20 protein-coding genes and 1 pseudogene are annotated in these 24,276 nt (G+C 61.2%); 8 read left to right on the top strand and 13 right to left on the bottom strand.

The genetic code is table 11. The features are described from left to right. Positions 1-17 precede the first annotated feature (17 nt). Positions 18-824: a DUF72 domain-containing protein gene (locus tag RHE_RS10780; RefSeq protein ID WP_011425371.1), complete on the top strand. Its 807-nt coding sequence runs from the start codon at positions 18-20 to the stop codon at positions 822-824. Positions 825-829: 5 nt separating this feature from the next. On the opposite strand, the gene RHE_RS10775 is transcribed toward RHE_RS10780, so the two are convergent. Both RHE_RS10775 and RHE_RS33570 read right to left on the bottom strand, forming a co-directional pair. Further along, positions 830-2,302: a bifunctional ADP-dependent NAD(P)H-hydrate dehydratase/NAD(P)H-hydrate epimerase gene (locus tag RHE_RS10775; protein ID WP_042118467.1), complete on the bottom strand. Its 1,473-nt coding sequence runs from the start codon at positions 2,300-2,302 to the stop codon at positions 830-832. Between the two features lie 78 nt (positions 2,303-2,380). Next, entirely contained in the window at positions 2,381-2,668 is a 288-nt protein-coding gene (locus tag RHE_RS33570; protein WP_166486906.1) for a hypothetical protein, read from the bottom strand. Here RHE_RS33570 and RHE_RS10770 point away from each other — a divergent pair. From RHE_RS10770 to hspQ, 3 genes are all read left to right on the top strand, one after another. After that, a complete protein-coding gene (locus RHE_RS10770; RefSeq protein ID WP_003539626.1) occupies positions 2,646-2,984 on the top strand; it encodes a P-II family nitrogen regulator in 339 nt (112 codons plus the stop codon). The genes RHE_RS33570 and RHE_RS10770 overlap by 23 nt on opposite strands. A 78-nt stretch (positions 2,985-3,062) precedes the next feature. Continuing rightward, entirely contained in the window at positions 3,063-4,472 is a 1,410-nt protein-coding gene (gene glnA, locus RHE_RS10765) for a type I glutamate--ammonia ligase (RefSeq protein ID WP_011425369.1), read from the top strand. Between the two features lie 158 nt (positions 4,473-4,630). Further along, positions 4,631-4,960, top strand: coding sequence for a heat shock protein HspQ (gene hspQ / locus RHE_RS10760; RefSeq protein WP_008526562.1), 330 nt, complete (start codon positions 4,631-4,633; stop codon positions 4,958-4,960). A 252-nt stretch (positions 4,961-5,212) separates the two neighbouring features. Here the strand turns inward: hspQ and RHE_RS10755 are convergent, their stop codons facing one another. Next, on the bottom strand, positions 5,213-5,866 hold the full coding sequence (locus RHE_RS10755) for an invasion associated locus B family protein (RefSeq protein WP_011425368.1): 654 nt from the start codon (positions 5,864-5,866) through the stop codon (positions 5,213-5,215). A 287-nt stretch (positions 5,867-6,153) separates the two neighbouring features. Here RHE_RS10755 and RHE_RS10750 point away from each other — a divergent pair, with 287 nt between their 5' ends. From RHE_RS10750 to RHE_RS10740, 3 genes and pseudogenes are all read left to right on the top strand, one after another. Continuing rightward, complete coding sequence (locus RHE_RS10750; RefSeq protein ID WP_011425367.1) at positions 6,154-7,956, top strand: extracellular solute-binding protein; 1,803 nt, start codon at positions 6,154-6,156, stop codon at positions 7,954-7,956. 60 nt (positions 7,957-8,016) lie between these two features. Beyond that, entirely contained in the window at positions 8,017-8,688 is a 672-nt protein-coding gene (locus RHE_RS10745) for a DsbA family oxidoreductase (RefSeq protein WP_011425366.1), read from the top strand. 8 nt (positions 8,689-8,696) lie between these two features. Beyond that, a pseudogene (locus tag RHE_RS10740) lies at positions 8,697-9,253 on the top strand (GrpB family protein). Between the two features lie 15 nt (positions 9,254-9,268). Here the strand turns inward: RHE_RS10740 and RHE_RS10735 are convergent. From RHE_RS10735 to RHE_RS10725, 3 genes are read right to left on the bottom strand one after another with little or no spacing between them, the layout of a single operon-like run. Continuing rightward, positions 9,269-9,736 carry an OsmC family protein gene (locus RHE_RS10735; RefSeq protein ID WP_011425364.1) on the bottom strand — a complete coding sequence of 156 codons (468 nt, stop codon included), beginning with the start codon at positions 9,734-9,736 and terminating at the stop codon, positions 9,269-9,271. Positions 9,737-9,752: 16 nt separating this feature from the next. After that, on the bottom strand, positions 9,753-13,256 hold the full coding sequence (gene mfd, locus RHE_RS10730; protein ID WP_011425363.1) for a transcription-repair coupling factor: 3,504 nt from the start codon (positions 13,254-13,256) through the stop codon (positions 9,753-9,755). Next, positions 13,253-13,558 (bottom strand): FAD assembly factor SdhE, encoded by a 306-nt coding sequence (locus RHE_RS10725; protein ID WP_042118458.1) that lies wholly within the window; start codon positions 13,556-13,558, stop codon positions 13,253-13,255. The genes mfd and RHE_RS10725 overlap by 4 nt, the downstream gene beginning before the upstream one ends. Positions 13,559-13,650: 92 nt before the next feature. Here RHE_RS10725 and recG point away from each other — a divergent pair, with 92 nt between their 5' ends. Next, complete coding sequence (gene recG / locus RHE_RS10720; protein ID WP_011425361.1) at positions 13,651-15,756, top strand: ATP-dependent DNA helicase RecG; 2,106 nt, start codon at positions 13,651-13,653, stop codon at positions 15,754-15,756. Here the strand turns inward: recG and RHE_RS10715 are convergent. The 7 genes from RHE_RS10715 to ytfR form a co-directional block, all read right to left on the bottom strand. Beyond that, complete coding sequence (locus RHE_RS10715) at positions 15,753-16,460, bottom strand: DUF502 domain-containing protein (RefSeq protein WP_011425360.1); 708 nt, start codon at positions 16,458-16,460, stop codon at positions 15,753-15,755. The two genes, recG and RHE_RS10715, sit on opposite strands and share 4 nt — an antisense overlap. A 134-nt stretch (positions 16,461-16,594) precedes the next feature. After that, positions 16,595-18,421: a glutamine--fructose-6-phosphate transaminase (isomerizing) gene (gene glmS / locus RHE_RS10710; RefSeq protein WP_011425359.1), complete on the bottom strand. Its 1,827-nt coding sequence runs from the start codon at positions 18,419-18,421 to the stop codon at positions 16,595-16,597. A gap of 109 nt (positions 18,422-18,530) precedes the next feature. Further along, positions 18,531-19,892, bottom strand: a complete 1,362-nt coding sequence (glmU, locus tag RHE_RS10705) for a bifunctional UDP-N-acetylglucosamine diphosphorylase/glucosamine-1-phosphate N-acetyltransferase GlmU (protein ID WP_011425358.1) — start codon at positions 19,890-19,892, stop codon at positions 18,531-18,533. Between the two features lie 83 nt (positions 19,893-19,975). Next, on the bottom strand, positions 19,976-20,752 hold the full coding sequence (locus RHE_RS10700) for a FadR/GntR family transcriptional regulator (protein WP_042118450.1): 777 nt from the start codon (positions 20,750-20,752) through the stop codon (positions 19,976-19,978). A gap of 14 nt (positions 20,753-20,766) precedes the next feature. Then, the gene (yjfF, locus tag RHE_RS10695) at positions 20,767-21,735 is read right to left on the bottom strand and encodes a galactofuranose ABC transporter, permease protein YjfF (protein WP_011425356.1); all 969 of its coding nucleotides are present in this window, start codon (positions 21,733-21,735) and stop codon (positions 20,767-20,769) included. Between the two features lie 5 nt (positions 21,736-21,740). Further along, entirely contained in the window at positions 21,741-22,745 is a 1,005-nt protein-coding gene (locus RHE_RS10690) for an ABC transporter permease (RefSeq protein ID WP_011425355.1), read from the bottom strand. Next, entirely contained in the window at positions 22,742-24,265 is a 1,524-nt protein-coding gene (gene ytfR, locus RHE_RS10685; protein WP_011425354.1) for a galactofuranose ABC transporter, ATP-binding protein YtfR, read from the bottom strand. The genes RHE_RS10690 and ytfR overlap by 4 nt, the downstream gene beginning before the upstream one ends. Positions 24,266-24,276: the final 11 nt, after the last annotated feature.

Below are 24,276 nucleotides of genomic sequence, written 5' to 3'. Positions count from 1 at the left end.
CCAAAGGGGAGAACGACATGACGAAATCCGGCACTATCCGCACCGGCATCGGTGGCTGGACCTTCGAACCCTGGCGCGGGCATTTCTTTCCCGATGATCTCAAACAGAAGGACGAACTGCATTATGCCAGCCGCCAGCTGAAGGTCATCGAGGTCAATGGCACCTATTACAGCACCCAGAAGCCGGCGGTCTTTGCCAAATGGGCAGCCGATGTGCCGGAGGGTTTCATCTTTTCGCTGAAGGCGACCCGGTTCGTCACCAACCGCCGAGTGCTTGCCGAAGCCGGGGAATCGATGGAGCGTTTCCTGTCATCCGGCATCAGCGAGCTTGGCGATCATCTCGGGCCGCTGCTCTGGCAGTTCGCGCCGACGAAGAAGTTCGATCCGGAAGATTTCGAGGCCTTCCTGAAGCTGTTGCCGGCAAAACAGGACGGGCTGGCGCTTCGCCACGTGGTCGAGGTCCGGCATGTTTCCTTCAAGGTGCCGGAATTCGTCGCGCTCCTTGCCAAATACGGCGTGGCGCCGGTTTGCGCCGAACACTTCGAATATCCGATGATTGCCGACATCACGGCCGATTTCGTCTATGCCCGGCTGCAGAAAGGATCGGACGACATTGCGACCTGCTATCCCGACAAGGAGTTGAAGGCCTGGGCCGAGCGGCTCGAGACCTGGGCGGAAGGCAAGGTACCCGACGATCTGCCGCTGATCGATAAAGAGCGCAAGGTCAAGGTCGAGCCGCGCGACGTCTTCGCCTTCATGATCCATGAGGGCAAGGTGAATGCGCCGCATGGGGCGATCGCCCTGCAGAACTTGCTGACGAAATAAGTGAGTTACAACGGCAGTACCGCCACTGCGAGATCTTCGGCCGTCAGCCCTTTGCCGGCGCGGCGGGCGGCCTCTCCATGCAGCCAGACGCCGGCGGCTGCCGCCTCGAAGGCGGGCAGACCCTGGGCGAGTAATCCGCCGATGATTCCGGCGAGCACATCGCCTGAACCGGCGGTCGCAAGCCAGGCCGGCGCATTGGTGTTGATCAGCGCGCGGCCGTCCGGCGATGCGATGACGGTGTCGGCGCCCTTATAGACGATCGCGGCATTGGCTCGGCGGGCGGCCGCCAGCGCCTTGTCGACCTTGCCCAGCGCATCGTCGCCGCCGATATCGGGAAACAGCCGCGAAAACTCGCCCTCATGTGGGGTCAGCACCAGGCGCGGCTCGCCTCGGAAAAGATCGAAAAGCTGTTGCGGATCGTCCTTGAACGAGGAAATGCCGTCGGCGTCGAGCACCAGCCGGCGATCGGCAAGGGCAGTGACATAGGCGCGCGCCCTGGCGTCGATACCGAAACCCGGGCCGAGGACAAAGGTCTGCAGCCGGGTGTCCGACAGCCAGTCTTCAAGTTCGGCGGCATCGTCGATCGCATGCAGCATGACGGCTGTGAGATGAGCGGCATTGGCGGCCATCGCTGCGTCGGGGGCGGCGATCGTTACCAGGCCGGCGCCGGCCTTCAGGCCGGAGGCCGCCGACATTCGCGCAGCCCCCGTCTTGTCGGCCTCGCCTGAGAAAACGACCAGATGACCGCGCCTGTATTTGTGGGTTTCCAGCTGCTCGGCCGGCAGCACGGCCTTCCAGGCGTCAGGTGTGTTCTCGGCGATGGCGCCGCCCGCCTCGGCCCGGATAATCCGGGCGGGAATGCCGATGTCGAAGACCTCCAACTCACCGCAAAGTTCTCTGCCCGGCATCAGAAGATGGCCGGGCTTGCGCGTCATGAAGGTGATGGTGTTGCGAGCCCGGAAGGCAGCACCCAGTACCTTGCCGGTGCGGCCATCGACGCCGGAGGGCAGATCGATGGCGAGAACCGCGATACCGGCCTCGGCGACACGCTTGGTCAAGGCAGCCACGCCGGCCGGCACCGCGCGCCCGAGCCCTGCTCCGAACAGACCATCGATGACGACGTCGCCGGCTCCCGGCCGATAGAGGCCGAGCTCTTGCCCCTGCAATGCGCAGCCGGCCCGAGCGCGGGCGGCATCGCCTTTCAGCTTTGCAGGATCGCCGAGATGAAAAAGCGCCACGGTCGCTCCGCTCTCCAACAGATGCCTTGCGGCGACATAGGCGTCGCCGCCGTTGTTGCCGGGGCCGCAGAGCACGACGAAACGCAGCGCCCCGGGATGAAGCCTGAGCGTGGCAGCCGCAGCGGCCGCCCCTGCCCTTTCCATCAGGCCGAAGGAATCGATTCCGGTGGCAGCCGCGGCCGCATCGATGGCGCTCATTTCGGCAGGCGTCACCAGAAGGTCGGAGAGATGTTTGCTCATCAGCCTATTCAATTCAAAAAACGCACAAAAAACAACCGTCTGGAGAGATACGCAAGAGACCCAAATTTGTGCATTTGCTTATCTTTTAATCAACTCACAACCTGCTTTTGCAATCGCAGGGAAACCTGACTTTTTCAGTTTTCGGCCAATTTTTCTTCGATGGCGATGTTTTTCCACCTCTCGCTTCACCAAATCGACATTAAATTGCCCGCAGACGCGCCGGTTTCGACAAAATTGACGTCTTTTTTCAATAAGACGGATTTCAAACTGGCACGATATCTGCATCATATCCGCGAGCGGGAACATCCCTGCCACAACAGGAGAAGCGGAGAGACATTTTCTCATGAAAAAGATCGAAGCGATCATTAAGCCCTTCAAGCTGGACGAAGTGAAGGAAGCCCTTCAGGAAGTCGGCCTGCAGGGTATTACAGTCACGGAAGCCAAGGGCTTCGGTCGTCAGAAGGGCCACACGGAACTCTACCGCGGTGCCGAATACGTCGTCGACTTCTTGCCGAAGGTGAAAGTCGAGGTGGTGCTGGCCGACGAAAACGCGGAGGCCGTCATCGACGCGATCCGCAAGGCGGCGCAAACCGGCCGCATCGGCGACGGAAAGATCTTCGTTTCCAATGTCGAAGAGGTTATCCGCATCCGCACCGGCGAGACCGGCATCGATGCCATCTGACCACTTTGCCTACTGCGCAAAGTCCGATACCGTCACCGCGCCCACCTATTGTCATTGCAAATTGGAGGAAGGTATTTAATGGCGACCGCAAGCGAAATTCTGAAGCAGATCCAGGAAAACGACGTCAAGTTCGTCGATCTGCGTTTCACCGATCCGAAGGGCAAGTTGCAGCATGTGACGATGGACGTTGCCGTCGTCGACGAAGACATGTTCGCCGACGGCGTGATGTTCGACGGCTCCTCGATCGGCGGCTGGAAGGCCATCAACGAGTCCGACATGGTGCTGATGCCCGATACCGAAACGGTGCATATGGATCCATTCTTCGCCCAGTCGACCATGGTCATCGTCTGCGACATCCTCGATCCGGTCTCCGGCGAGGCCTATAACCGCGATCCGCGCGGCACCGCCAAGAAGGCCGAAGCCTATCTCAAGGCCTCCGGCATCGGCGACACGATCTTCGTCGGCCCGGAAGCCGAATTCTTCGTCTTCGACGACGTCAAGTACAAGGCCGATCCCTACAATACCGGCTTCAAGCTGGATTCGACCGAACTGCCGTCGAACGACGACACCGATTATGAAACCGGCAACCTCGGCCATCGCCCCCGCGTCAAGGGCGGCTATTTCCCGGTTCCCCCGGTCGACAGCGCCCAGGATATGCGTTCGGAAATGCTGACGGTGCTCTCGGAAATGGGCGTCGTCGTCGAAAAGCATCACCATGAAGTCGCCGCCGCCCAGCACGAACTCGGCATCAAGTTCGACACGCTGGTGCGCAACGCCGACAAGATGCAGATCTACAAATATGTCGTGCACCAGGTGGCCAACGCCTACGGCAAGACCGCGACCTTCATGCCGAAACCAATCTTCGGCGACAACGGTTCGGGCATGCACGTGCACCAGTCGATCTGGAAGGGCGGCAAGCCGACTTTTGCCGGCGACGAATATGCCGGCCTCTCCGAGACCTGCCTCTACTATATCGGCGGCATCATCAAGCACGCCAAGGCAATCAATGCCTTCACCAATCCGTCGACTAACTCCTACAAGCGTCTCGTGCCGGGTTATGAAGCGCCGGTGCTGCTCGCCTATTCGGCCCGCAATCGCTCGGCTTCCTGCCGCATTCCGTTCGGCTCCAACCCGAAGGCCAAGCGCGTCGAAGTCCGCTTCCCGGATCCGACCGCCAACCCCTATCTCGCCTTCGCCGCCATGCTGATGGCCGGCCTCGACGGCATCAAGAACAAGATCCATCCCGGCAAGGCCATGGACAAGGATCTCTACGATCTGCCGCCGAAGGAACTGAAGAAGATCCCGACCGTCTGCGGCAGCCTGCGCGAAGCGCTCGAAAGCCTCGACAAGGACCGCAAGTTCCTGACAGCAGGCGGCGTCTTCGACGACGATCAGATCGATGCCTTCATCGAGCTGAAAATGGCAGAGGTGATGCGTTTCGAAATGACGCCGCATCCCGTCGAATACGACATGTATTATTCGGCCTGATTGGCCTCATAACGGAAAGTCCCGGTTCGCCGGGACTTTCACCTCCCCCGGTCATGAACGGCAGAAGGAGGAAATGACGTTCATGTGACGCGTCTGTGCAAAATTCTTGATTTGCACGGCACCAATCACCAAATTCGGTGATGAAAGGAAGTCGTACCATGAAAGAAAGAATAGCAAAGTTCAGTATCGGCGAAGTGGTCCGGCACAAGGTATTCCCGTTTCGCGGCGTCATCTTCGACGTGGATCCGGAGTTCGCGAATACGGAGGAGTGGTGGAATTCCATTCCCGCCGAGGTGCGCCCCAGCAAGGACCAGCCATTCTACCATCTGCTCGCCGAGAATGACGAAAGCGAATATGTCGCCTATGTCTCCGAGCAGAACCTGGTGAATGACGAAAGCGGGACTCCGCTTCGCAATCCTCAGATCTATCAGATTTTCGATCAGGCCCCGTCAGGGCAGTTCAAACCCAAGATGAGCTTCGCCCACTAGGCAGACGTGCCGATCAATGAACAAGGCCTCGCCCCTCCCAAGCGAGGCCTTTTCTTTTGGCACAAAATTCGGCTTGCCCGGTTCAACTGCTTACAATGCCTGCCACTTTCTCTTTTGCCTTTCGGTGGGAAGCCCCTTTCCCCGTAAACGGCCCAGCGGGGAGAGGGCTAGGGGCATGACAACCCAGAGAAAGGCCTATCAACAAAAAACCCGGCCTGAAGCCGGGTTTTTCTATTCAATATGGCGGCAGGATCACTGCGCCTTGGCTGCCTTCTGGGCGTCTTCCAGCTTCTTGCGAGTTTCCTCGGCCTTCTTCTGCATGCTTTCTTGCAGGCTGCGCTGGGTGTCCGCGAGCTTGGATTCAGAAACCGGTTCGCCGTCGTAAGCGCCGGTGAAGCCTTCGAGCGAGATCTTGATCGGGTTCGGAGCGCGGCGAAAGTTGATCGAGGTGAAGACCACGTCGCTGCCCTTCTTGAGGCTTGCGATCATCGCGTCGGTCAACGGAACTTCAGCCGTGCACTTGTCCGGCAGGCAGACGACATAATCGAGCTTCTGGCCCTTGCCGCCGTCGATCTGCATGCTGATGCCAGGCGGGATAAGACGCGCGCTCTGGACCGAAACCTGCAGGAGCTTGCGGTTGATCTTGCCGGTAACCGAGATCAGGCCGACGGCCGTGACGAGCTGGCCGCCATTGGCGAGGATGAGGTTCTGGACGACGCAAACGTCGTTATCTTCCTGCTTGCTGCAGGTCTTGTACCAGCCGAGCTTGGGCGAGCCGACGCCTTGGGCTGGGCCCTGCGCCGCCGCATCCTGGGCGAAGGAGGAGACCGGAGCCGAAGCGGCGCCGAACATCACTGCCAGAACGGACAGTGCTGCCCGCATTTTCTTTTCAGACTTGAACATCATAACGAATTCCGTCTCCTGATATCCGTTCGGAGCAGCGACGTGCCGCCCCAACCATCGGGTCGTTCGGCACTCCACCTCATGGAAAAATAAGGCAAATGCATGACCCCGAAACTTCGGGTCCACCTGTTACATCGCAGCGTTCAAGATATCCAGCTTTTCTTTGGCAATTTAAGAGGCAATTTCATCGACGAGTCAAAGAAATCGCCCCTGCTTGTTGGAATCGGTCGACCCCATGCTAATCTCGCGATGAATCATGCACTTTTTTTTCGCGGATCAAGGATTGCCGAATGCTCCGGATCATCGTCCCCCTCGTCCTCTCCTTGCTATGTGGCACCGTCGCCGCCGAGCCGCTGCACGGCATCGCGATGCATGGCGAGCCGGCCTTGCCGCCTGACTATAAGCACTTCCCCTACGTCAATCCCGACGTGAAGAAGGGCGGCAAGATCACCTATGGCGTCGTCGGCACCTTCGACAATCTCAACCCGTTCATCCTGAAGAGCATGCGCACGACAGCGCGCGGCATGTGGGATCCGGAATATGGGAACCTCGTCTACGAATCGCTGATGCAGCGCTCCCGCGACGAGCCCTTTACGCTTTACGGCCTACTTGCCGAAACGGTCGAATGGGATGAGGACAGGAGCTTCATCCAGTTCAACCTCAATCCGAAGGCGAAATGGTCCGACGGACAGCCGGTGACGCCGGAAGACGTTATGTTCACCTTCGAGCTGATGCGAGACAAGGGACGCGTGCCTTATTCCGAACGCTTAAAAGTCGTCAGCAAGATGGAGAAGGTTGGTGAACACAGCGTGCGCTTCACTTTCAATGAAAAGGCTGACCGCGAGACGCCCCTGATTTTCGGCCTTTTCCCTGTATTGCCGAAACATGCGGTCGATCCGGAAACCTTCGACCGCACGTCGCTGACGCCGCCGGTCGGTTCCGGTCCCTATAAGGTGAAGACGGTGAAACCCGGCGAGAGCATCACCTATGAGCGGGATCCGAATTACTGGGGCAAGGACATTCCGGCGAAGGTCGGGACTGACAATTACGACCAGATCACTGTCCAGTATTTCCTGCAGGACACAACGCTGTTCGAAGCCTTCAAGAAGGGCGATGTCGACCTCTATCCCGACGGCAATCCCGGCCATTGGGCCAATGCCTACAATTTCCCCGCCGCCACCTCCGGGACCGTGATCAAGGATGTGTTCACGCCGAAACTCCCAAGCGGCATGCTTGGCTTCGTGTTCAACACGCGCCGGCCGATCTTTACCGACGCGAAGGTGCGCGAAGGCCTGTCGCTGGTGTTCGATTTCGAATGGGCGAACAAGAACCTTTATTCCGGCGCCTACAAGCGCACCCAGAGCTTCTGGCAGAATTCCGATCTATCAAGCTTCGGCATTCCCGCCGATGCGAAGGAAATTGCGTTGCTCGGGCCGATCAAGGACAAAATCGCACCCGACATTCTCGACGGCAGTTATGAGCTGCCGGTCACCGACGGCTCCGGCCGTGACCGCAACGTGCTGAAGCAGGCGGTTGGGTTGTTGAATCAGGGCGGCTATACGATCCGGGGTGGCAAGATGCTTGACGCCTCCGGCCGCCAACTCACCTTCGAGATCATGACGCAGAATGCCGACCAGGAGAAGCTTGCCGTCGCCTATCAGCGTTCGCTGCAGACGATCGGCATAGCGGCTTCAATTCGCACTGTCGATGATTCGCAGTACCAGAGCCGAACCAACAGCTTTGATTATGATATAATCATCAAGTCCTATACTTCGTCGCTGTCGCCTGGAACCGAGCAACTCGGCCGCTGGTCTTCGGCTGCGCGCACTCAGGAGGGCAAGGACAGCTTTGCCGGCGCCAATGATCCCGATCTCGACACGCTGATTGATCACGTATTGCGGGCACGCTCGAACGAGGATTTCACTGCCGCGGTGCGCTCATACGACCGGTTGCTACTATCGAGCCATTACGTGCTGCCGCTGTATCATATGGACCAGCAATGGGTTGCCCGCAGCAAGCGCATTGGCCATCCCGACACGGTACCGCTTTACGGCTACCAGCTGCCGGTCTGGTGGGATACAAGCGCCCAATAAAAGGGGCCGAAACACTTCGGCCCTATGTCTCTTCCAGAGACACACAGAAGGAACATCATCATGGAGCGCATCACCATCGACGTCGTCTCGGATGTCGTCTGCCCCTGGTGCTATCTCGGCAAGGCGCGGCTGGAACTCGCCATTGCCGAAGTGCAGGACGAGATCGGCGTCGACATCAACTGGCGGCCGTACCGGCTCAATCCAGACTATCCCAAGGAAGGGGTCGACCAGAAGAAGGCGCTGGCTGAAAAGCTCGGCGGCGAAGAGCGTGTGGCGCAGGCTCACAAGATGCTCACCGATTACGGTCGCGAGATCGGCATCGCCTTCAATTTCGAGGCGATCAAGATCGGCCCGAATACGCTCGACGCCCATCGATTGATCCACTGGGCGATGATCGAAGGCAGGGAGAAGCAGGACAAGGTCGTCGCGGCGCTGTTCAAGGCGAATTTCGAGGAAGGCCGCAACGTCGGCGACCATGCGGTGTTGCTCGATATTGCCGAGAAAGGCGGCCTCGACCGTTCGGTCATCGCCTCGCTGCTCGCTTCCGATGCCGATAGCAATTTGATCGTCGCGGAGATCGCGGCCGCGCAGGAGATGGGCGTCAACGGCGTGCCGTTTTTCATCTTCGACCAGCAGTATGCTGTCAGCGGCGCCCAGACACCCGATGTCCTGGCGAACGCGCTACGCGATATCGCCAAGGCGAAGGCCGAGGCGCGATCAGGGCTCAACTGAGGCTGTCGATGCGAATCGAGATCGAGCAGCCGCGACAGAGTTGGGTCGAGGATTTCGCAGTGCTCAAGCGCGCCATTATGCGCGCAGCCCCTGCTGGAGCCTATTTGCATCATATCGGCTCGACGGCCATTCCCGGTCTTCCTGCCAAGGACATCATCGATCTTCAGCTGACAGTGGACGATCTGGCCGACATCGATGTCGACGCCTTCGAACAGGCCGGTTTCGAGCGCAGACCAATCGTTATCGACCACTGCCCTCCGGCAGTTGAACTCGCGGAAGGCGAATTGCGCAAGGCCTTCTATCGAAGCAGAGGACGCGCCGCCAATCTGCATATTCGACAAAGAGGCCGGTCAATCAGCGCTACGCCCTGCTCTGCCGCGATTTTCTTCGCGCTCATCCGACGGCGGCCAACGCCTATGCCTTGATCAAGCAGCGGCTCGCTCAACGTTTTCCCGACGACGTCGATTTCTACTGCGACATCAAGGACCCGGTGTTCGACATCATCATGGACGGCGCCAATGAATGGGCAAAGCTGATCGGCTGGTCGGAGCCACCGGTCGACTGAAGCTGCGGCTTTGACTCAACCCAGAACCGGAACGCAGCGCACTTGGCTCTTCACCGAATTGGCGATGAAACATTCGTCGTGGGCGCGATGATGCAGGGCCTCGAGCTCGCTGAGCGAAGGCTGCTTTTCGCCGCTGAAGACGACATGCGGCTTTAGCGTCACCAGGCTCATGGCAAGACGGCCTTCGCCATTCTTCTCGATGACACCCTCGGCGGTATCGGTGTAGCTGTCGACGCAAAAGCCCTGCCTAGCGGCGATCGACAGGAACCAGAGCATATGGCAGCTGGAGAGTGAGGCGACGAAGGCCTCTTCGGGATCGACGGCGTCTTCGGCGGAATAGGGCAGCGGAACGACATGCGCGGACGAGGACGCCCTCACCTCGATGCCGCCATCGAAGGTCCAGCGATGGACGCGGCTGTAGCGATTGTCGGTAAAGGTCTCGCCGTTTCGCCGCCAGGCGATCGTTGCGCCGTATGTCGCCATCTCGCTTTTCCTTTGTCTATTTCGCCATCTCGGCCAGTTGCGTCATGATCACGGCAGCGCCCTGCAGGCGTTTTTCCGGTGTCGGCAGGTCGCGGGTCAGGAACAGGCTGTGATCGGGGCGGATCTTCGCCATCGTGCCCTGCTTGCCGATATAGCCGACGAGGTTTGCCGGGTTGGGGAATTCCTTGTTGCGGAACTGCACGACCACGCCCTTCGGGCCGGCATCGAGCTTTTCGACATTGGCGGTGCGGCAAAGCGACTTGATGTAGACGATCTTCAGCAGATGCTGGACTTCGATCGGCATCGGCCCGAAGCGGTCGATCATCTCGGCGCCGAAGCCGTCGATCTCCTTGAGGTCAGTGATTTCGCCGAGACGGCGATAGAGCGCCATCCGCAGATGCAGGTCAGGCACATAGTTCTCGGGGATCATCACCGTGGTGCCGACGGAGATTTGCGGCGACCAGCCGGTATCGTGGATTTCGTCGACACCCTTAACCTCGGCGACCGCCTCTTCCAGCATCTGCTGATAAAGCTCGAAGCCGACTTCCTTGATGTGGCCGGACTGCTCCTCGCCGAGCAGGTTGCCTGCGCCGCGGATATCGAGGTCATGGCTTGCCAGCTGGAAGCCGGCGCCGAGCGTATCCAGCGACTGCAGCACCTTCAGCCGCCGTTCGGCCGTCGCCGTCAGCACCTTGTTCACAGGCAGGGTGAATAGCGCGAAGGCGCGCACTTTCGAGCGGCCCACGCGGCCGCGCAGCTGGTAGAGCTGGGCAAGGCCGAACATGTCGGCGCGGTGGACGATCAGCGTATTGGCCGTGGGCACGTCGAGGCCGGACTCAACGATGGTGGTCGACAGCAGCACGTCATAGCGGCCTTCATAGAAGGCGTTCATGATGTCTTCCAATTCGCCGGCCGGCATCTGGCCGTGGGCGACGGCGACCTTCAGCTCCGGCACGTCGGACTGCAGGAAGGCATGCACATCCGCTAGATCGGCAAGCCGAGGGCAGACGTAGAAGCTCTGGCCGCCGCGATAGTGCTCGCGCATCAGTGTCTCGCGGATGACAAGACTGTCGAAGGGCGAGATGAAGGTGCGCACCGCCATGCGGTCGACCGGCGGCGTGGTGATCAGTGACAACTCGCGCACCCCGGTCATGGCGAGCTGCAGCGTGCGCGGGATCGGTGTTGCCGACAACGTCAGCACGTGGACGTCGCTCTTCAGCTCCTTCAGCCGCTCCTTGTGCTTGACACCGAAATGCTGCTCCTCGTCGATGATGAGCAGGCCGAGATTGGCGAACTTGATGCCGGCGCCGAGCAGCGCATGGGTGCCGACAACGATGTCGGTCTTGCCGTCCGCCACTTCCTTCTTGGTCAGCGCCAGATCCTTGGCGCCGACAAGGCGGGAGGCCTGCTGGACACGCACCGGCAGGCCACGGAATCGCTCGGAAAAAGTCTTGAAATGCTGGCGGGCAAGCAATGTCGTCGGCACGACGACGGCAACCTGGACGCCGTTCATCGCAGCGACGAAGGCGGCGCGCAGCGCCACTTCCGTCTTGCCGAAGCCGACGTCACCGCAGACTAGGCGATCCATCGGCCGGCCGGCGCCGAGATCGGAGCGCACCGCCTCGATGGCATTGTCCTGGTCCTCGGTCTCGTCATAGGGGAAGCGGGCGGCAAACTCGTCGTAAAGCCCGTCCGGGGTCGTCAGAACAGGCGCATGGCGAGTCAGGCGCTCGGCGGCGATTCGGATCAGCGCGTCCGCCATATCGAGCAGCCGCTTCTTGAGTTTGGCCTTGCGCATCTGCCAGGCGCCGCCGCCGAGCTTGTCGAGTTGGGCATCGGTGCCCTCGCCGCCATAGCGGGAGAGAAGGTCGATATTCTCGACCGGCAGGAAAAGCTTGGCCTCGTCGGCATACTGCAGCTCGAGGCAGGCATGGGGGGCGCCCGCCGCCTCAATGGTCTTCAGCCCGATGAAGCGGCCGATGCCATGTTCGGCATGAACGACGATCGAGCCCTCGTCGAGGCCTGCGACCTCCGAGATGAAATCGGCGGCGCGCTTGCGGCGCTTGGAACGGCGGACCATGCGGTCGCCAAGAATATCCTGCTCGCCGATGACGACGAGCTCGCCCGCCTCGAAGCCCGATTCGAGATTGAGCACCGCGGCAGCGGCCTCGCCTTTCTCCAGCGAGCGTATATCCTTCAGTGCCTCGACAGGCTTGACCTTTTCCAGGCCGTGTTCGTTCAACACCTGCAGCAGGCGTTCCAGCGAGCCCTCGGTCCAGGCGGTGACGAGCACTTTTGCGCCGGCGGCGCGGCGGTCGGCGATATGCTTGACGACGATGTCGAAGATATTGACGCGCTCGGCATCGCCGCCGCCTTCGGCATTGGAGCGTGCCCAGCGCTGACCTTGGCGAGCGTCGACATTGATTACCCGCCTCGCCTCGCCTTCATGCTCGTTGAACGGGCTGATGCGGATCGCGCCGAGCGCGTCGAGGGTTTTGGTGAAATGCTTGCTGTCGAGATAGAGCTGGCCCGGCGTCACCGGCTTGTAGGGCGTGCCCTGCGCCATCTGGCCCTTGGCCGGCTGGCCGGAATTCAGGCGGGCGTCGTAATAATCGAGGACGAGCTTGGAGCGCTCTTCGGCTGCTTCACGCACCGTATGGTCCGTGACGACACGGAAGCCGCTGAGATAATCGAAAACGGTATCGAGCTTCTCGTAAAAGAGCGGCAGCCAATGCTCCATGCCCGGGTAGCGGCGGCCTTCGGAGACGGCGAGATAAAGCGCATCATCACGCGTCGTCGCGCCGAAAGCCGAGAGATAGTTCTTGCGGAAGCGGCTGATCGTATCGGGCGTCAGCGTCACTTCGCTCATCGGATTGAGATCAAGCGAGCGCACCTGGCCGGTCGTGCGCTGGCTCGCCGGGTCGAAGCTGCGGATCGATTCCAGCGTATCGCCGAAGAAATCAAGGCGGACCGGCTCTTCCGAACCCGGCACGAAGACATCGAGAATGCCGCCGCGCACGGCATATTCGCCGACCTCGCGCACGGTCGCGACGCGGTCGAAGCCGTTGCGCTCCAGGCGGCCTGCGAGATCATCCATGCGCAGCTGGTTGCCGGGACGGGCCGAAAAACTCAGACTTTCGATGACATCATGCGGCGCCACCTTCTGCAGCATGGCGTTGGCGGTGACGAGCACGATCGCGGCGTGCGGCTTCTTGCGATGGGCGATGAGGCCGCCGAGCGCGGCAAGCCGGCGGGCCGAAGTATCGGCGCTCGGCGAAACGCGGTCATAGGGCAGACAGTCCCAGGCCGGCAGGGTGAGAACCGGAATGTCGGGGGCGACGAAGCCGAGCATCTGTTCCAGATCGGCCATGCGGTGGCCGTCCGACATGACATAGGCGACGGGTTCTCCCGCTCGGGCAAGCTCGGCCAGCAGCAGCGGTTCGAGACCGGTAGGCACATTGCCGATCGTCAGCGGCTCGGCAACGGCCGCAAGCTTCTTCGCATCGAAACCAGGGATCATTCCGGCGTCCTGAGGGGCTTGTCGAAATCGGGTTTGTAGGCGGCAAGGCGGGCAAACATCGGTGTTTGGAAACGCTCAGGCACCGGCCAGGTTCCCATGATCCAGCGGACGAGATCATTATCCTCTTCGGCCATGATCGTCTCGAACTCGTCCAGCTCGGCGTCCGAAAGCGTCGCGATCTCGGCTTCGGCGAACTGGCCGAAGACCAGATCCATCTCGCGGATACCGCGGTGCCAGCAGCGGAAAAGGATCCGGCGGCGGCGCGGGTCGAGACCGGCACTCGTGAGCGTGACACCTGTCATGGCATTACCTTCCTGTTGATGCGCCTCTATAGACCCTCGAAAGCGGCTTGTCAGCCTTGCCAAGGCCGCATTGTTCATCGCATTTTGGCCGCATGCGCCCCGCCATTCTCGATCCACTGTTTTCCCCCATTTCGGGCCTTCCGGGCGTCGGCCCGAAGATCGCCGAACTACTCGTCAAGCTGTTCGGGCGCGAGACGGTGGAAGATTGCCGGGTCATCGATCTTCTGTTCCATGCGCCCTTCTCGCTGATCGACCGGCGCAACCAGCCTGGGATAGGCTTGGCGCCGCAGGGTGCAATCGTAACGATCACCGCGCGCGTCGACCGCCACCTGGTGCCGCCGCGCGGCAAAAGCAATGTGCCCTACCGCGTCTTCCTGCATGACGAGACCGGCGAGCTGACACTGGTCTTCTTCCGCGGACAGGCTGCGTGGCTGGAAAAGCAGCTCCCTGTCGACGCCGAGGTGACGGTCAGCGGCAAGGTCGATTGGTTCAATGGCCGCGCCTCGATGGTGCATCCCGACTATATCGTCAAAGCGGAGGAGGTGGAGAGCCTGCCGCTCGTCGAACCGATCTATCCGCTGACGGCCGGCCTTTCGCCGAAAACGCTGCGAAAGATCATCGACGCCGCCCTGCCGCGATTTCCGGAAATGCCGGAATGGATCGATTTGACCCTGACGCAGAAGCAGGGGCTGCCGTCGATCCGTGACAGCTTTCATATGCTGCACGAACCGCGCGATCCCTCGGATGTCGATCCGCAGGCCCCTGCCCGAAGGCGGCTTGCCTATGATGAATTTCTGGCCGGCCAACTGTCGCTCAGCCTGGTGCGCCAGAGGCTCCACAAAGTGGCGGGCCAGCCGGTGCATGCGACCGGTGCGGTCAGCAGCAAGATCGTGAAGGCGTTGCCCTTCTCGCTCACGTCAAGCCAGAACGATGCGATCGCCGAGATTCTGAAGGACATGGCCGGCGCCGAGCGCATGCTGCGGCTGCTGCAGGGCGATGTCGGCTCCGGCAAGACGCTGGTGGCGCTGATGGCGATGGCGGCGGTGATCGAGAGCGGCGGCCAGGCGGTACTGATGGCGCCGACCGAAATCCTGGCGCGCCAGCACCACGCGACGATCTCAAAATTCGCCGCCTCCGCCGGCCTCGGCATCGAAGTCCTGACCGGTCGGACCAAGGGACGCGAAAGGGAGGAGATCCTGGAGCGCATCGCCTCCGGTGCGGCGCAGATCATTATCGGCACGCATGCGCTTTTCCAGGACAGCGTCACGTACGACAAGCTGATGCTGGCCGTCGTTGACGAACAGCATCGCTTCGGCGTGCATCAGCGCCTCCGGCTGACGGCAAAGGGCATCTCGCCGCATATGCTCGTCATGACGGCGACGCCGATCCCGCGCACGCTGGTGCTCGCCGCCTTCGGCGACATGGACGTTTCCAAGCTCACGGAAAAACCGGTCGGCCGCAAGCCGATCCAGACAATCACGGTGCCGATGGAGCGCACCGGCGAAATTGTCGGCCGGCTGCAAAGCGCGCTTGCTGAGGGCAAGAAGGCCTACTGGATCTGCCCGCTGGTCGAAGAATCCGAAGAGCTCGACCTGATGTCGGCCGAGGAGCGGCATGCCACACTCGTAGCTGCGCTCGGCTCCGATATCGGCCTCATCCATGGCCGCATGAGCGGACCGGAGAAGGACGCGGCAATGGTAGCGTTCAAAAATGGCGAGACCCGGCTGCTCGTCGCCACCACTGTCGTCGAGGTCGGCGTCGATGTGCCGGATGCGACGATCATGGTGATCGAACATGCCGAACGCTTCGGTCTGGCGCAATTGCACCAGCTGCGCGGCCGGGTCGGACGCGGCGACGAGGCCTCGACCTGCATCCTGCTCTACAAGGGGCCGCTCGGCGAGACAGGCCATGCCAGGCTGTCGATCATGCGGGAAACGGAGGATGGCTTCCGCATTGCCGAGGAGGATCTGAAGCTGCGCGGCGAAGGCGAATTGCTCGGCACCCGCCAGTCCGGCACGCCGGGCTTTCGCATTGCCAGCCTCGAGGCGCATGCCGATCTGCTGGAGATCGCCCGCAAGGATGCGGCTTATCTCATCGAGCGCGATCCGGAACTGACCAGCGAAAGAGGACAGGCGATCCGCACCCTGCTCTACCTCTTTCGCCGCGACGAAGCGATCCGGTTCCTGAGGGCGGGTTAGTCCGCTTTTGAAACGGCCACCGGCTTCGGTCGCGGCAGATGCTTCTGCTTCGGCTCGGACGGCGTGTGCCCGGGGGCCACGAGGCCGCCTGATATCAGGTACTTGGCGGCGTCTTCCGGGCTCATGTCGAGCATGACGATCTTTTCGCGTGGTACGAAAATGAGGAAACCGGCCGTCGGCACCGGCGTCGGTGGCAGGAAGACGGCCACCATGTCCTGACCCATGGCATTGAACTTCGAGGCGATCTCGCCTTTGGCGTCGGTGGCGACGAAAACCAGCGCCCAGAGGCCCGGACCTGGATATTCGATCAGTCCGACCTTCTTGAAGGAATTCGATTGTTCCTTCAGCACGGTTTCGAAGATCTGCTTCACGCTTCTATAAATCGTGCGCACCAGCGGCATGCGCTGGACGATCGATTCGCCGAAACGCACGATGCTCTGGCCGATGAGGTTCTTGCCGAGGAAACCGACGACGGTGATCAGCACGACAGCAATCAGCAGGCCGAAACCGGGAATGGCGAAATTAAGATAGCTTTCAGGGTTCCAACGCGCCGGGATATAGGGCCTGACCCAGCTGTCCGACCAGTGGATGAAGGTCCAGGTCAGCCAAATGGTTATCGCAATCGGCGCGCAGATGATCAGGCCTGCGAGAAAATTGTTCCTCAGCCGGGTCGCTACCGGCATCCTGGGGGCGTTGTCGGCCATCGTTTCCTGATGAACTCCATCTCAGTCCTGGACGGGCCGGAACGCCGACCCTTCCCCCTTGTCCATTTGGTAAAATTGCCAGAATTCCAGGCGCTGCACAATATGTTTCGGCGCCGAGATCCGACCTTGCCGGCTTACTCCACAGTCACGGATTTCGCCAGATTGCGGGGCTGATCGACATCGGTGCCCATGAAGACGGCGGTGTGATAGGCGAGCAGCTGGATCGGCAGCGAAAAGATCATCGGCGCGATGATTTCGTCGACGACAGGCAGGACAATGGTCGCCATGGTCGGCAGTTTGGAGGCCGCCGCACCCGCCTCGTCGGTGATGAAAATGATGCGGCCGCCGCGGGCTGCGACCTCCTGCATATTGGAAACGGTCTTTTCGAAGAAGCGGTCGTAGGGAGCAATGACGATAACAGGCATGTTCTCGTCGATCAGCGCGATCGGACCGTGCTTCAGCTCACCGGCGGCATAGCCTTCAGCATGGATATAGGAGATTTCCTTGAGCTTCAGCGCGCCTTCCATGGCAAGCGGGAAGCTGGTGCCGCGCCCGAGATAGAGCACGTCCTTGCACTTGGAGAGCTCACGCGACAGGCTTTCCATCTGTGGCTGGATGAGGTTCAGCACCCGGCTCATGATACGCGGCATTTCGGCGAGATGGCGCACCAGCGCCCTCTCCTCCTCAGCGCTGACTGTGCCGCGCGCCTTGCCGGCGCCGATCGCCAGCGATGCCAGCACGGCGAGCTGGCAGGTGAAGGCCTTGGTCGAAGCGACGCCGATTTCGGGGCCGGCCATGATCGGGAAGACGGCATCGGATTCGCGGGCGATCGTCGATTCGCGGACATTGACGACAGCGCCGATCTTCAGGCCGTTGTCGCGGCAATAGCGCAGCGATGCCAGGGTATCGGCGGTTTCGCCGGACTGCGAGATGAAGAGTGCCGCCTGCGAAGGCGAAAGCGGCATTTCACGGTAACGGAATTCCGAGGCGACGTCGATCTCGACCGGCAGGCGGGCATATCGCTCGAACCAGTATTTACCGACAAGGCCGGCGAGATAGGCCGTGCCGCAAGCCGAGATCGCCAGGCCGGTCGCCGCTTTGAAGTCAATCGCCGCGGCATTGGCGCCGATCGTGTTCTCGGCGAAATCGACATAATGGCTGAGCGCGTGGGAGATCACCTCCGGCTGCTCGTAGATTTCCTTTTCCATGAAATGGCGGTGATTGCCCTTGTCGACGACATAGGCAGTCGCCTGCGAGATCTGGCGGGCGCGTTTGACCGGCTTTCCGGCAAAATCGAGCACGGCGACACCGTCGCGAGAGATGACGGCGCAATCGCCATCGGCCAGATAGCTGATCTCGTTGGTGAAGGGCGAGAGCGCGATTGCATCCGAGCCGAGGAACATCTCGCCGCGGCCATAGCCGACGGCAAGCGGCGGGCCGGACCGGGCGGCCATGATCGTGCCGGGATCGGCCTTGAGCATGACAGCCAGCGCATAGGCGCCCGTCACTCGGTTCAACATCTTGAGCATGGCGGCACGAGGCTCCAGGCCTTCGCGCAGATATTTCGCCATCAGCTGGGCGACGACTTCGGTATCGGTCTGGGTGTCGAAGACGGCGCCCGCTTCGGTCAATTCATCGCGAAGCTCGGAGAAATTTTCGATGATGCCGTTATGAACGACGGCCACACCTTCAACGAAATGCGGATGGGCATTGGTCTCGTTGGGCACGCCGTGGGTTGCCCAGCGCGTATGGGCAATACCGACGGTGCCGGGCAGCGGTTCGGCGTCGAGGCGCTTTTCCAGATTGAAGAGCTTGCCCTCGGCGCGGCGGCGATCCATCATGCCCTCGTGGATGGTGGCGACACCGGCAGAATCATAACCGCGATATTCCAGGCGCTTCAGCGCATCGACCAAGCGCCCGGCAACAGGCTGAGTTCCGACGATCCCCACAATTCCGCACATGCAATATCCCCATGAGCCTCTGACAACGAGGCCAGTCCTAACGATTTTCGCTTATTTCTCAATCGCCTCGGCGGTCACTTTCAATTTCCGCCGGTTACGGAAAGCGCCCTCAAGCCTCGGCCTTTTTCGCCGCCTTGATGGCCAGAGCGCGCTGGCGCAACAACGTCGCGCGGCCGGGCTTGATTTCCTGACGGGCGCGTCCCAGCGCCAGCGCATCGGCCGGCACGTCGACTGTGATGACGCTGCCGGAGGCGATATACGCGCCGTCGCCGATCGTCACCGGCGCGACCAGCGAGGAGTTGGAGCCGATGAAGGCGTTTTCGCCGATCACCGTTTCGCTCTTGTTGACCCCGTCATAGTTGCAGGTGATCGTGCCGGCGCCGATATTGCTGCCGGCACCGACGACCGCATCGCCGATATAGGTGAGATGGTTGACCTTTGCGCCCACGCCGATCCGGCCGTTCTTGACCTCGCAGAAATTCCCGACCTTCGAACCCATGGCGAGATCGGCACCCGGCCGCAACCGCGCAAAGGGGCCGACGGTCGCGCCTTCGCTGACGTGGGCGCCTTCGATATGCGAGAAGGCATGGATGACGGCGCCGCTGTCGATCACCGCGCCGGGGCCGAAGACGACGTTCGGCTCGATGAGCGCATCCTGGCCGATGACGGTGTCGTAGGAGAGGAATACCGTTTCCGGCGCGATCATGGTGACCCCCGCCAGCATCATCTCACGGCGGCGACGCTCCTGCCAGAAGCGTTCGATGACAGCGAGTTCGGCACGGTTGTTGCAGCCGGTCATCTCGATTTCAGGCGCGTCGACGGCAGTGACGCGGCCGCCGAGCGAACGGGCGATCTCGACGAGATCGGTGAGATAGAATTCGCCCTTGGCATTGGCATTGCCGATGCGCGAGAGCAGATCGAGCGCCTTGCGGCCGTTGATCGCCATCAGTCCGCTGTTGCACCAGGTGACTGCGCGCTCCGCATCGGACGCATCCTTTTCCTCGCGGATGGCAATGAGTTCGCCGTCCTTGACGAGCAGGCGGCCATAGCCGGTCGGCCGGTCGGTATGGAAACCGATGACGACGACATCGCTGCCTTCGGCGAGTCCCTGACGGGCGGCCTTGAGCGGTCCGTTGGTCTGCAGCGGCACGTCGCCATAGGTGACGAGGATATCGTCATAGCCCTTGGCGATCGCCTCGCGCGCCGCCAGCACCGCATGGCCGGTGCCGAGGCGCTGCTGCTGCAGATAGGCTTCGATGCCGACGCCGTCGATGCTTGCAGCCTTTGCCACCTCCCCGGCATCGCGGCCGACGACGAGGGCGACGGAGGAGATGCCGGCAGAGGCGACCGCCTCGACCACATGGGCGATCATCGGACGGCCGGCGACCGGATGCAGCACTTTCGATTTTGAGGATTTCATCCGCGTGCTGTCACCGGCGGCAAGGATGACGGCAAGACAAGTACGTTCCATGATCTGCTCCGCGAATCCGCGCGATGAGGCGGCTTTTCTGCCTCATACTGCATAATTCCTGAAATCGGAAATCGATTTCAGGATTAGATCGCGGGCGAAATCGGCCCCAGGACGACAGGAGAGCCGTGGGCCGCGAAGGCCTCGTGCACGTGATCGCGGCCATCCACGATGACGACCTCCATTGCACGGCGCGCCGCGGCGCTGTCGCCGGAAACGATGGCATCGACGATGCGCATATGGGTGTCGGCGATATTGGCGAAGCCGTTTTCGGAAGGTGGCGTGCTGATGCGGAACATGCCGACCAGAGCCGCTTCGATGAGGCTGCCAAGGGTGCGCATGAAGGGATTGTGCGAGGCTTCGGCGATAGCCAGGTGAAAGCGCAGATCGGCGAGCGCCAGGCTATCGGCCGTATGCCCGCTCGCCGCCATTTCCAGCGCCAGTTCGCGCAGCGTCTCAATTTCCTCGGCGCTGGCGCGCTCGGCGACCAGACCAGCGGCGAAGGGTTCAACGGCAAGGCGGATATCGTAAAGCTGCAGCAGGAATTCTTCCGTCACGCCATTGTCAAAGTGCCAGGCGATTATTTCGCTGTCGAACATGTTCCAGAGGTTCTTTTCGGTCACACGCGTGCCGACCCGCGCCTTGGCGACGACCATGCCCTTGGCGGCGAGCGTCTTCATCGTTTCACGCAGAACGGTGCGCGATACTTTGAAGCGTTGCGCCAGTTCCGTATCGCCCGGCAGGATCGAGCCGACCGGATAGGTGCCCGCGACGATTGCCTTGCCGAGCTCGTCAACCACCTGTGCATGGCTCGTACGGGTTCGGCGCCCTGTCTTGCGTGTCTCGATGAATTTGCTGCGCAAGCGAGCCGCCCCCCTCAGGCATACCTCTTGTTCAGGCTGGAAAGGAACAGGATCGCTTTCTGCATCAGGATGAATGCAAACAGCAGCAGGCCGATCAGAATCTTCGTCCACCAGCTCGACAGTGTGCCGTCGAAGGTGATGTAGGTCTGAATGAGCCCCTGGATCAGAATCCCGATCAAGGTTCCCGCCACGAAGCCCGCTCCTCCGGTCAGCAGCGTCCCCCCAATGACCACTGCAGCGATGGCGTCAAGTTCGACGCCGACTGCAGCAAGAGAATATCCTGCAGATGTGTACAGCGAAAAAACGATTCCGGATAGACCGGCGAGAAAACCCGACAGTGCATAGATCTGGATCGTCGTGCGGCCGACCGGCACGCCCATCAGCCGCGCCGTCTGCGGCCCCCCGCCGAGAGCATAAACATTGGTGCCGAAGCGGGTGCGGTGAGCGATGAAGATACCGGCGGCAAAAACCAGAAGCATGACGGCGCCGATCAGCGTCAGCCGTCCGCCTCCGGGCAGCCGCCAGTAGAGGCTCGTCAGCGTCGAATAATAGTCGTGGTTGATCGGAATGCTGTCGATCGAGAGCACGAAGGCAATACCGCGCGCCAGAAACATGCCGGCAAGTGTGACGATGAAGGCCGGCATTTCGAGATAGTGGATGATCGCGCCCATGATGGCGCCGAAGGCGGTGGTGATGACGAGAACGAGCGCGAAAGCAAGAAGCGGATGGATCGAGGTGTTCTGCAGGATCACCGCGAGGAAGACGCCGGTGAAGGCGATGATCGAACCAATCGACAGGTCGATGCCGCCGGAGATGATGACGAAGGTCATGCCGACGGCTGCAATGCCGAGAAAGGCATTATCCGTCAGAAGATTGCCGATGACGCGCGTCGATAGCATGTTCGGATATTGCAGCGTGCAGCCGGCATAGGCGAGCACGAAGATCACGATGGTCGCAAGCAGCGGCAGATATTTGGAGTTCATTTCGGCTACTCCCTTCCGCCCTGCCGGCGGCTGGCGAAGATGGCGAGCGATTGCACCGCCGGCGACTGGATGACGAGGATCACGATAATGATGACCGCCTTGATGATCAGGTTGAACTCAGGCGGAAATCCGGAGGACAGGATGCCGGTGTTGACCGCCTGGATGATCATCGCGCCGATCAGCGAACCGACAATGCTGAACCGCCCGCCGAGCAGCGAATTACCGCCGACGACGACGGCGAGGATGGCATCAAGCTCCAGCCAGAGACCGGCATTATTGGCATCGGCGCCCTTGATGTCGGCCGCGACGATGATGCCCGCGATCGAGGCGCAGAGCCCGCTCAGCATATAGACGGCCATCAGCAGCACCGGCGTTTGGATGCCGGAGAGCGTGCTGGCACGGCGGTTTATGCCGACAGCCTCGAGCAGCATGCCGAGCGCCGTGCGGCGAACGAGCAGGATGACGAGCAGGCCGACGAGCAGCCAGATGACGACCGGCATCGGCAGGAGCGCCATGGAGCCGCTGCCGAAGAAGATCAAACCGTCATCGTTGAAGGTCAGGATGGCGCCTTCGGTGATGAGCTGGGCGATGCCGCGCCCGGCCACCATCAGCACCAGCGTTGCAATGATCGGCTGGATGTTAAGGATTGCCACCAGGAAGCCGTTCCAAACGCCGCAGGCAAGCCCGATCATCAACGTCAGGAGAATCGTATAAGCGACTGAATTTCCCGAAACAATCGAGGATGCGGCAACGGCACCACAAATGGCGATGACCGCGCCGACGGAAAGATCGATGCCCTTGGTGGCAATCACCAGCGTCATGCCGATCGCCAATAAAGCCACCGGCGCGCCGCGATTGAGCACGTCGATCAGGCTGCCGTACAGGCGTCCATTTTGAACAACAACATTAAAAAACTGCGGCGACGTTATGAAATTCAACAGGAGAATGACAACGAGCGCGATCAATTGCGGAGCCAGGCGATAGGCCAGCGCATTGCGAGAGGACTTCATGCATCCTCCTTCTTGTGCTCGGCGGCGGCGATCGCATCGACGATACCGGCTGCGGTGATGCGCTCGCCCGTGAGTTCGGCGATATGCTGCCTGTCGCGAAGCACGATGACGCGTGAACTATAGGCGACAAGCTCTTCAAGTTCCGAGGAAATTACGATTAGTGACATGCCTTCGGCGCAGAGCTGTTCGATGAGCCGGATGATCTCGGCATGGGCGCCGACATCGATGCCGCGGGTTGGCTCATCGAGGATGAGAAACTTGGGATTGGTTGCCAGCCAGCGGGCGAGGATCGCCTTCTGCTGGTTGCCGCCGGAGAGCAGCCGGATCGGCTTTTCACGGTCGGTGGTGCGGATGTCGAGCGCCTTTATATAGCGGTCGGCGAGCGCATTCTGCTCGGCGCGCGACAGCGGTCGGGTCCAGCCGCGGCGAGCCTGCAGCGCCAGCGCGATATTTTCCCTGATCGACAGGTCGCCGACGATGCCATCTGTCTTGCGGTCCTCAGGGCAGAAGCCGAAACCTTTTCCGATTGCAGCGCGCGGGCTGGAAAGGGTGACGGGCTGGCCATCGATCGTCGCACTGCCGCTATCGGCATGTTCGACGCCGAAGAGCAATTCGGCGGTTTCGGTGCGCCCGGATCCGAGCAGCCCGGCAACGCCAACCACCTCGCCGGCCCGCACATCGAGATCGAAGGGCTTGACCTTGCCGCGTTTGCCGTAGCCGGAAAAACGATACCGGACCTCGCCGGCTGGAATGCTGCGTTCCCCGACCGTCTCTTCGGCCTGGGCGAGTTCGCGGCCGAGCATCATGGCGATCAGGCCCTGGCGCGGCAGCTCGGCTGCGTTGCGGGTGCCGACGAGCTTCCCGTTGCGCAGCACGGTGATGCGGTCGCTGATCGCATACACCTGCTCGAGGAAATGGGTGATGAAGACGATGCCGAGCCCGCGCTTCTTCAGGCCCTCGATGATCCGGAAGAGCAGCGCGACTTCCTGGTTGTCGAGGCTGGCCGTCGGCTCGTCCAATATCAGCACCTTGCCGGAGAGATCGACAGCACGGGCGATGGCGACGACCTGCTGGACGGCGACGGAGAAGCGTCCGAGTTCGGCGGTGACGTCAATATCGATGCCGTAGCCGGCGAGCAGTTCGCGGGCCTTGCGGTTCATCGCGCGCACGTCGGTCATGCCGAAACGCCTTGGCTGGCGTCCGAGAAAGAGGTTTTCGGCGACACTCAGATTGGTGAGGAGGTTGACCTCCTGATAGACGGTGCCGATACCCAGCTTCTGGGCGGCGAGCGTATTGGCTGGATTAATTTCTTGGCCATCGAGCACCAGACTGCCACCGTCACGATGATAGGCGCCGGTGATGCATTTGATCAGCGTCGATTTTCCGGCGCCGTTTTCGCCGAGAAGCGCATGAACCTCACCGCGGCGCAGCGTGAAATCAACCTTGTCCAAGGCGACGGCGCCGGGAAAAAACTTGGATATGGCCGAGGCTGCGAGAATATTCTCGTTATTGTGAACCATGAGGGCTGCTG

The organism is Rhizobium etli CFN 42, assembly GCF_000092045.1.
Taxonomy (GTDB): domain Bacteria; phylum Pseudomonadota; class Alphaproteobacteria; order Rhizobiales; family Rhizobiaceae; genus Rhizobium; species Rhizobium etli.
The sequence above is the reverse complement of the archived record's forward strand: the minus strand, read 5'-3'. Positions and strand labels throughout refer to the sequence as shown.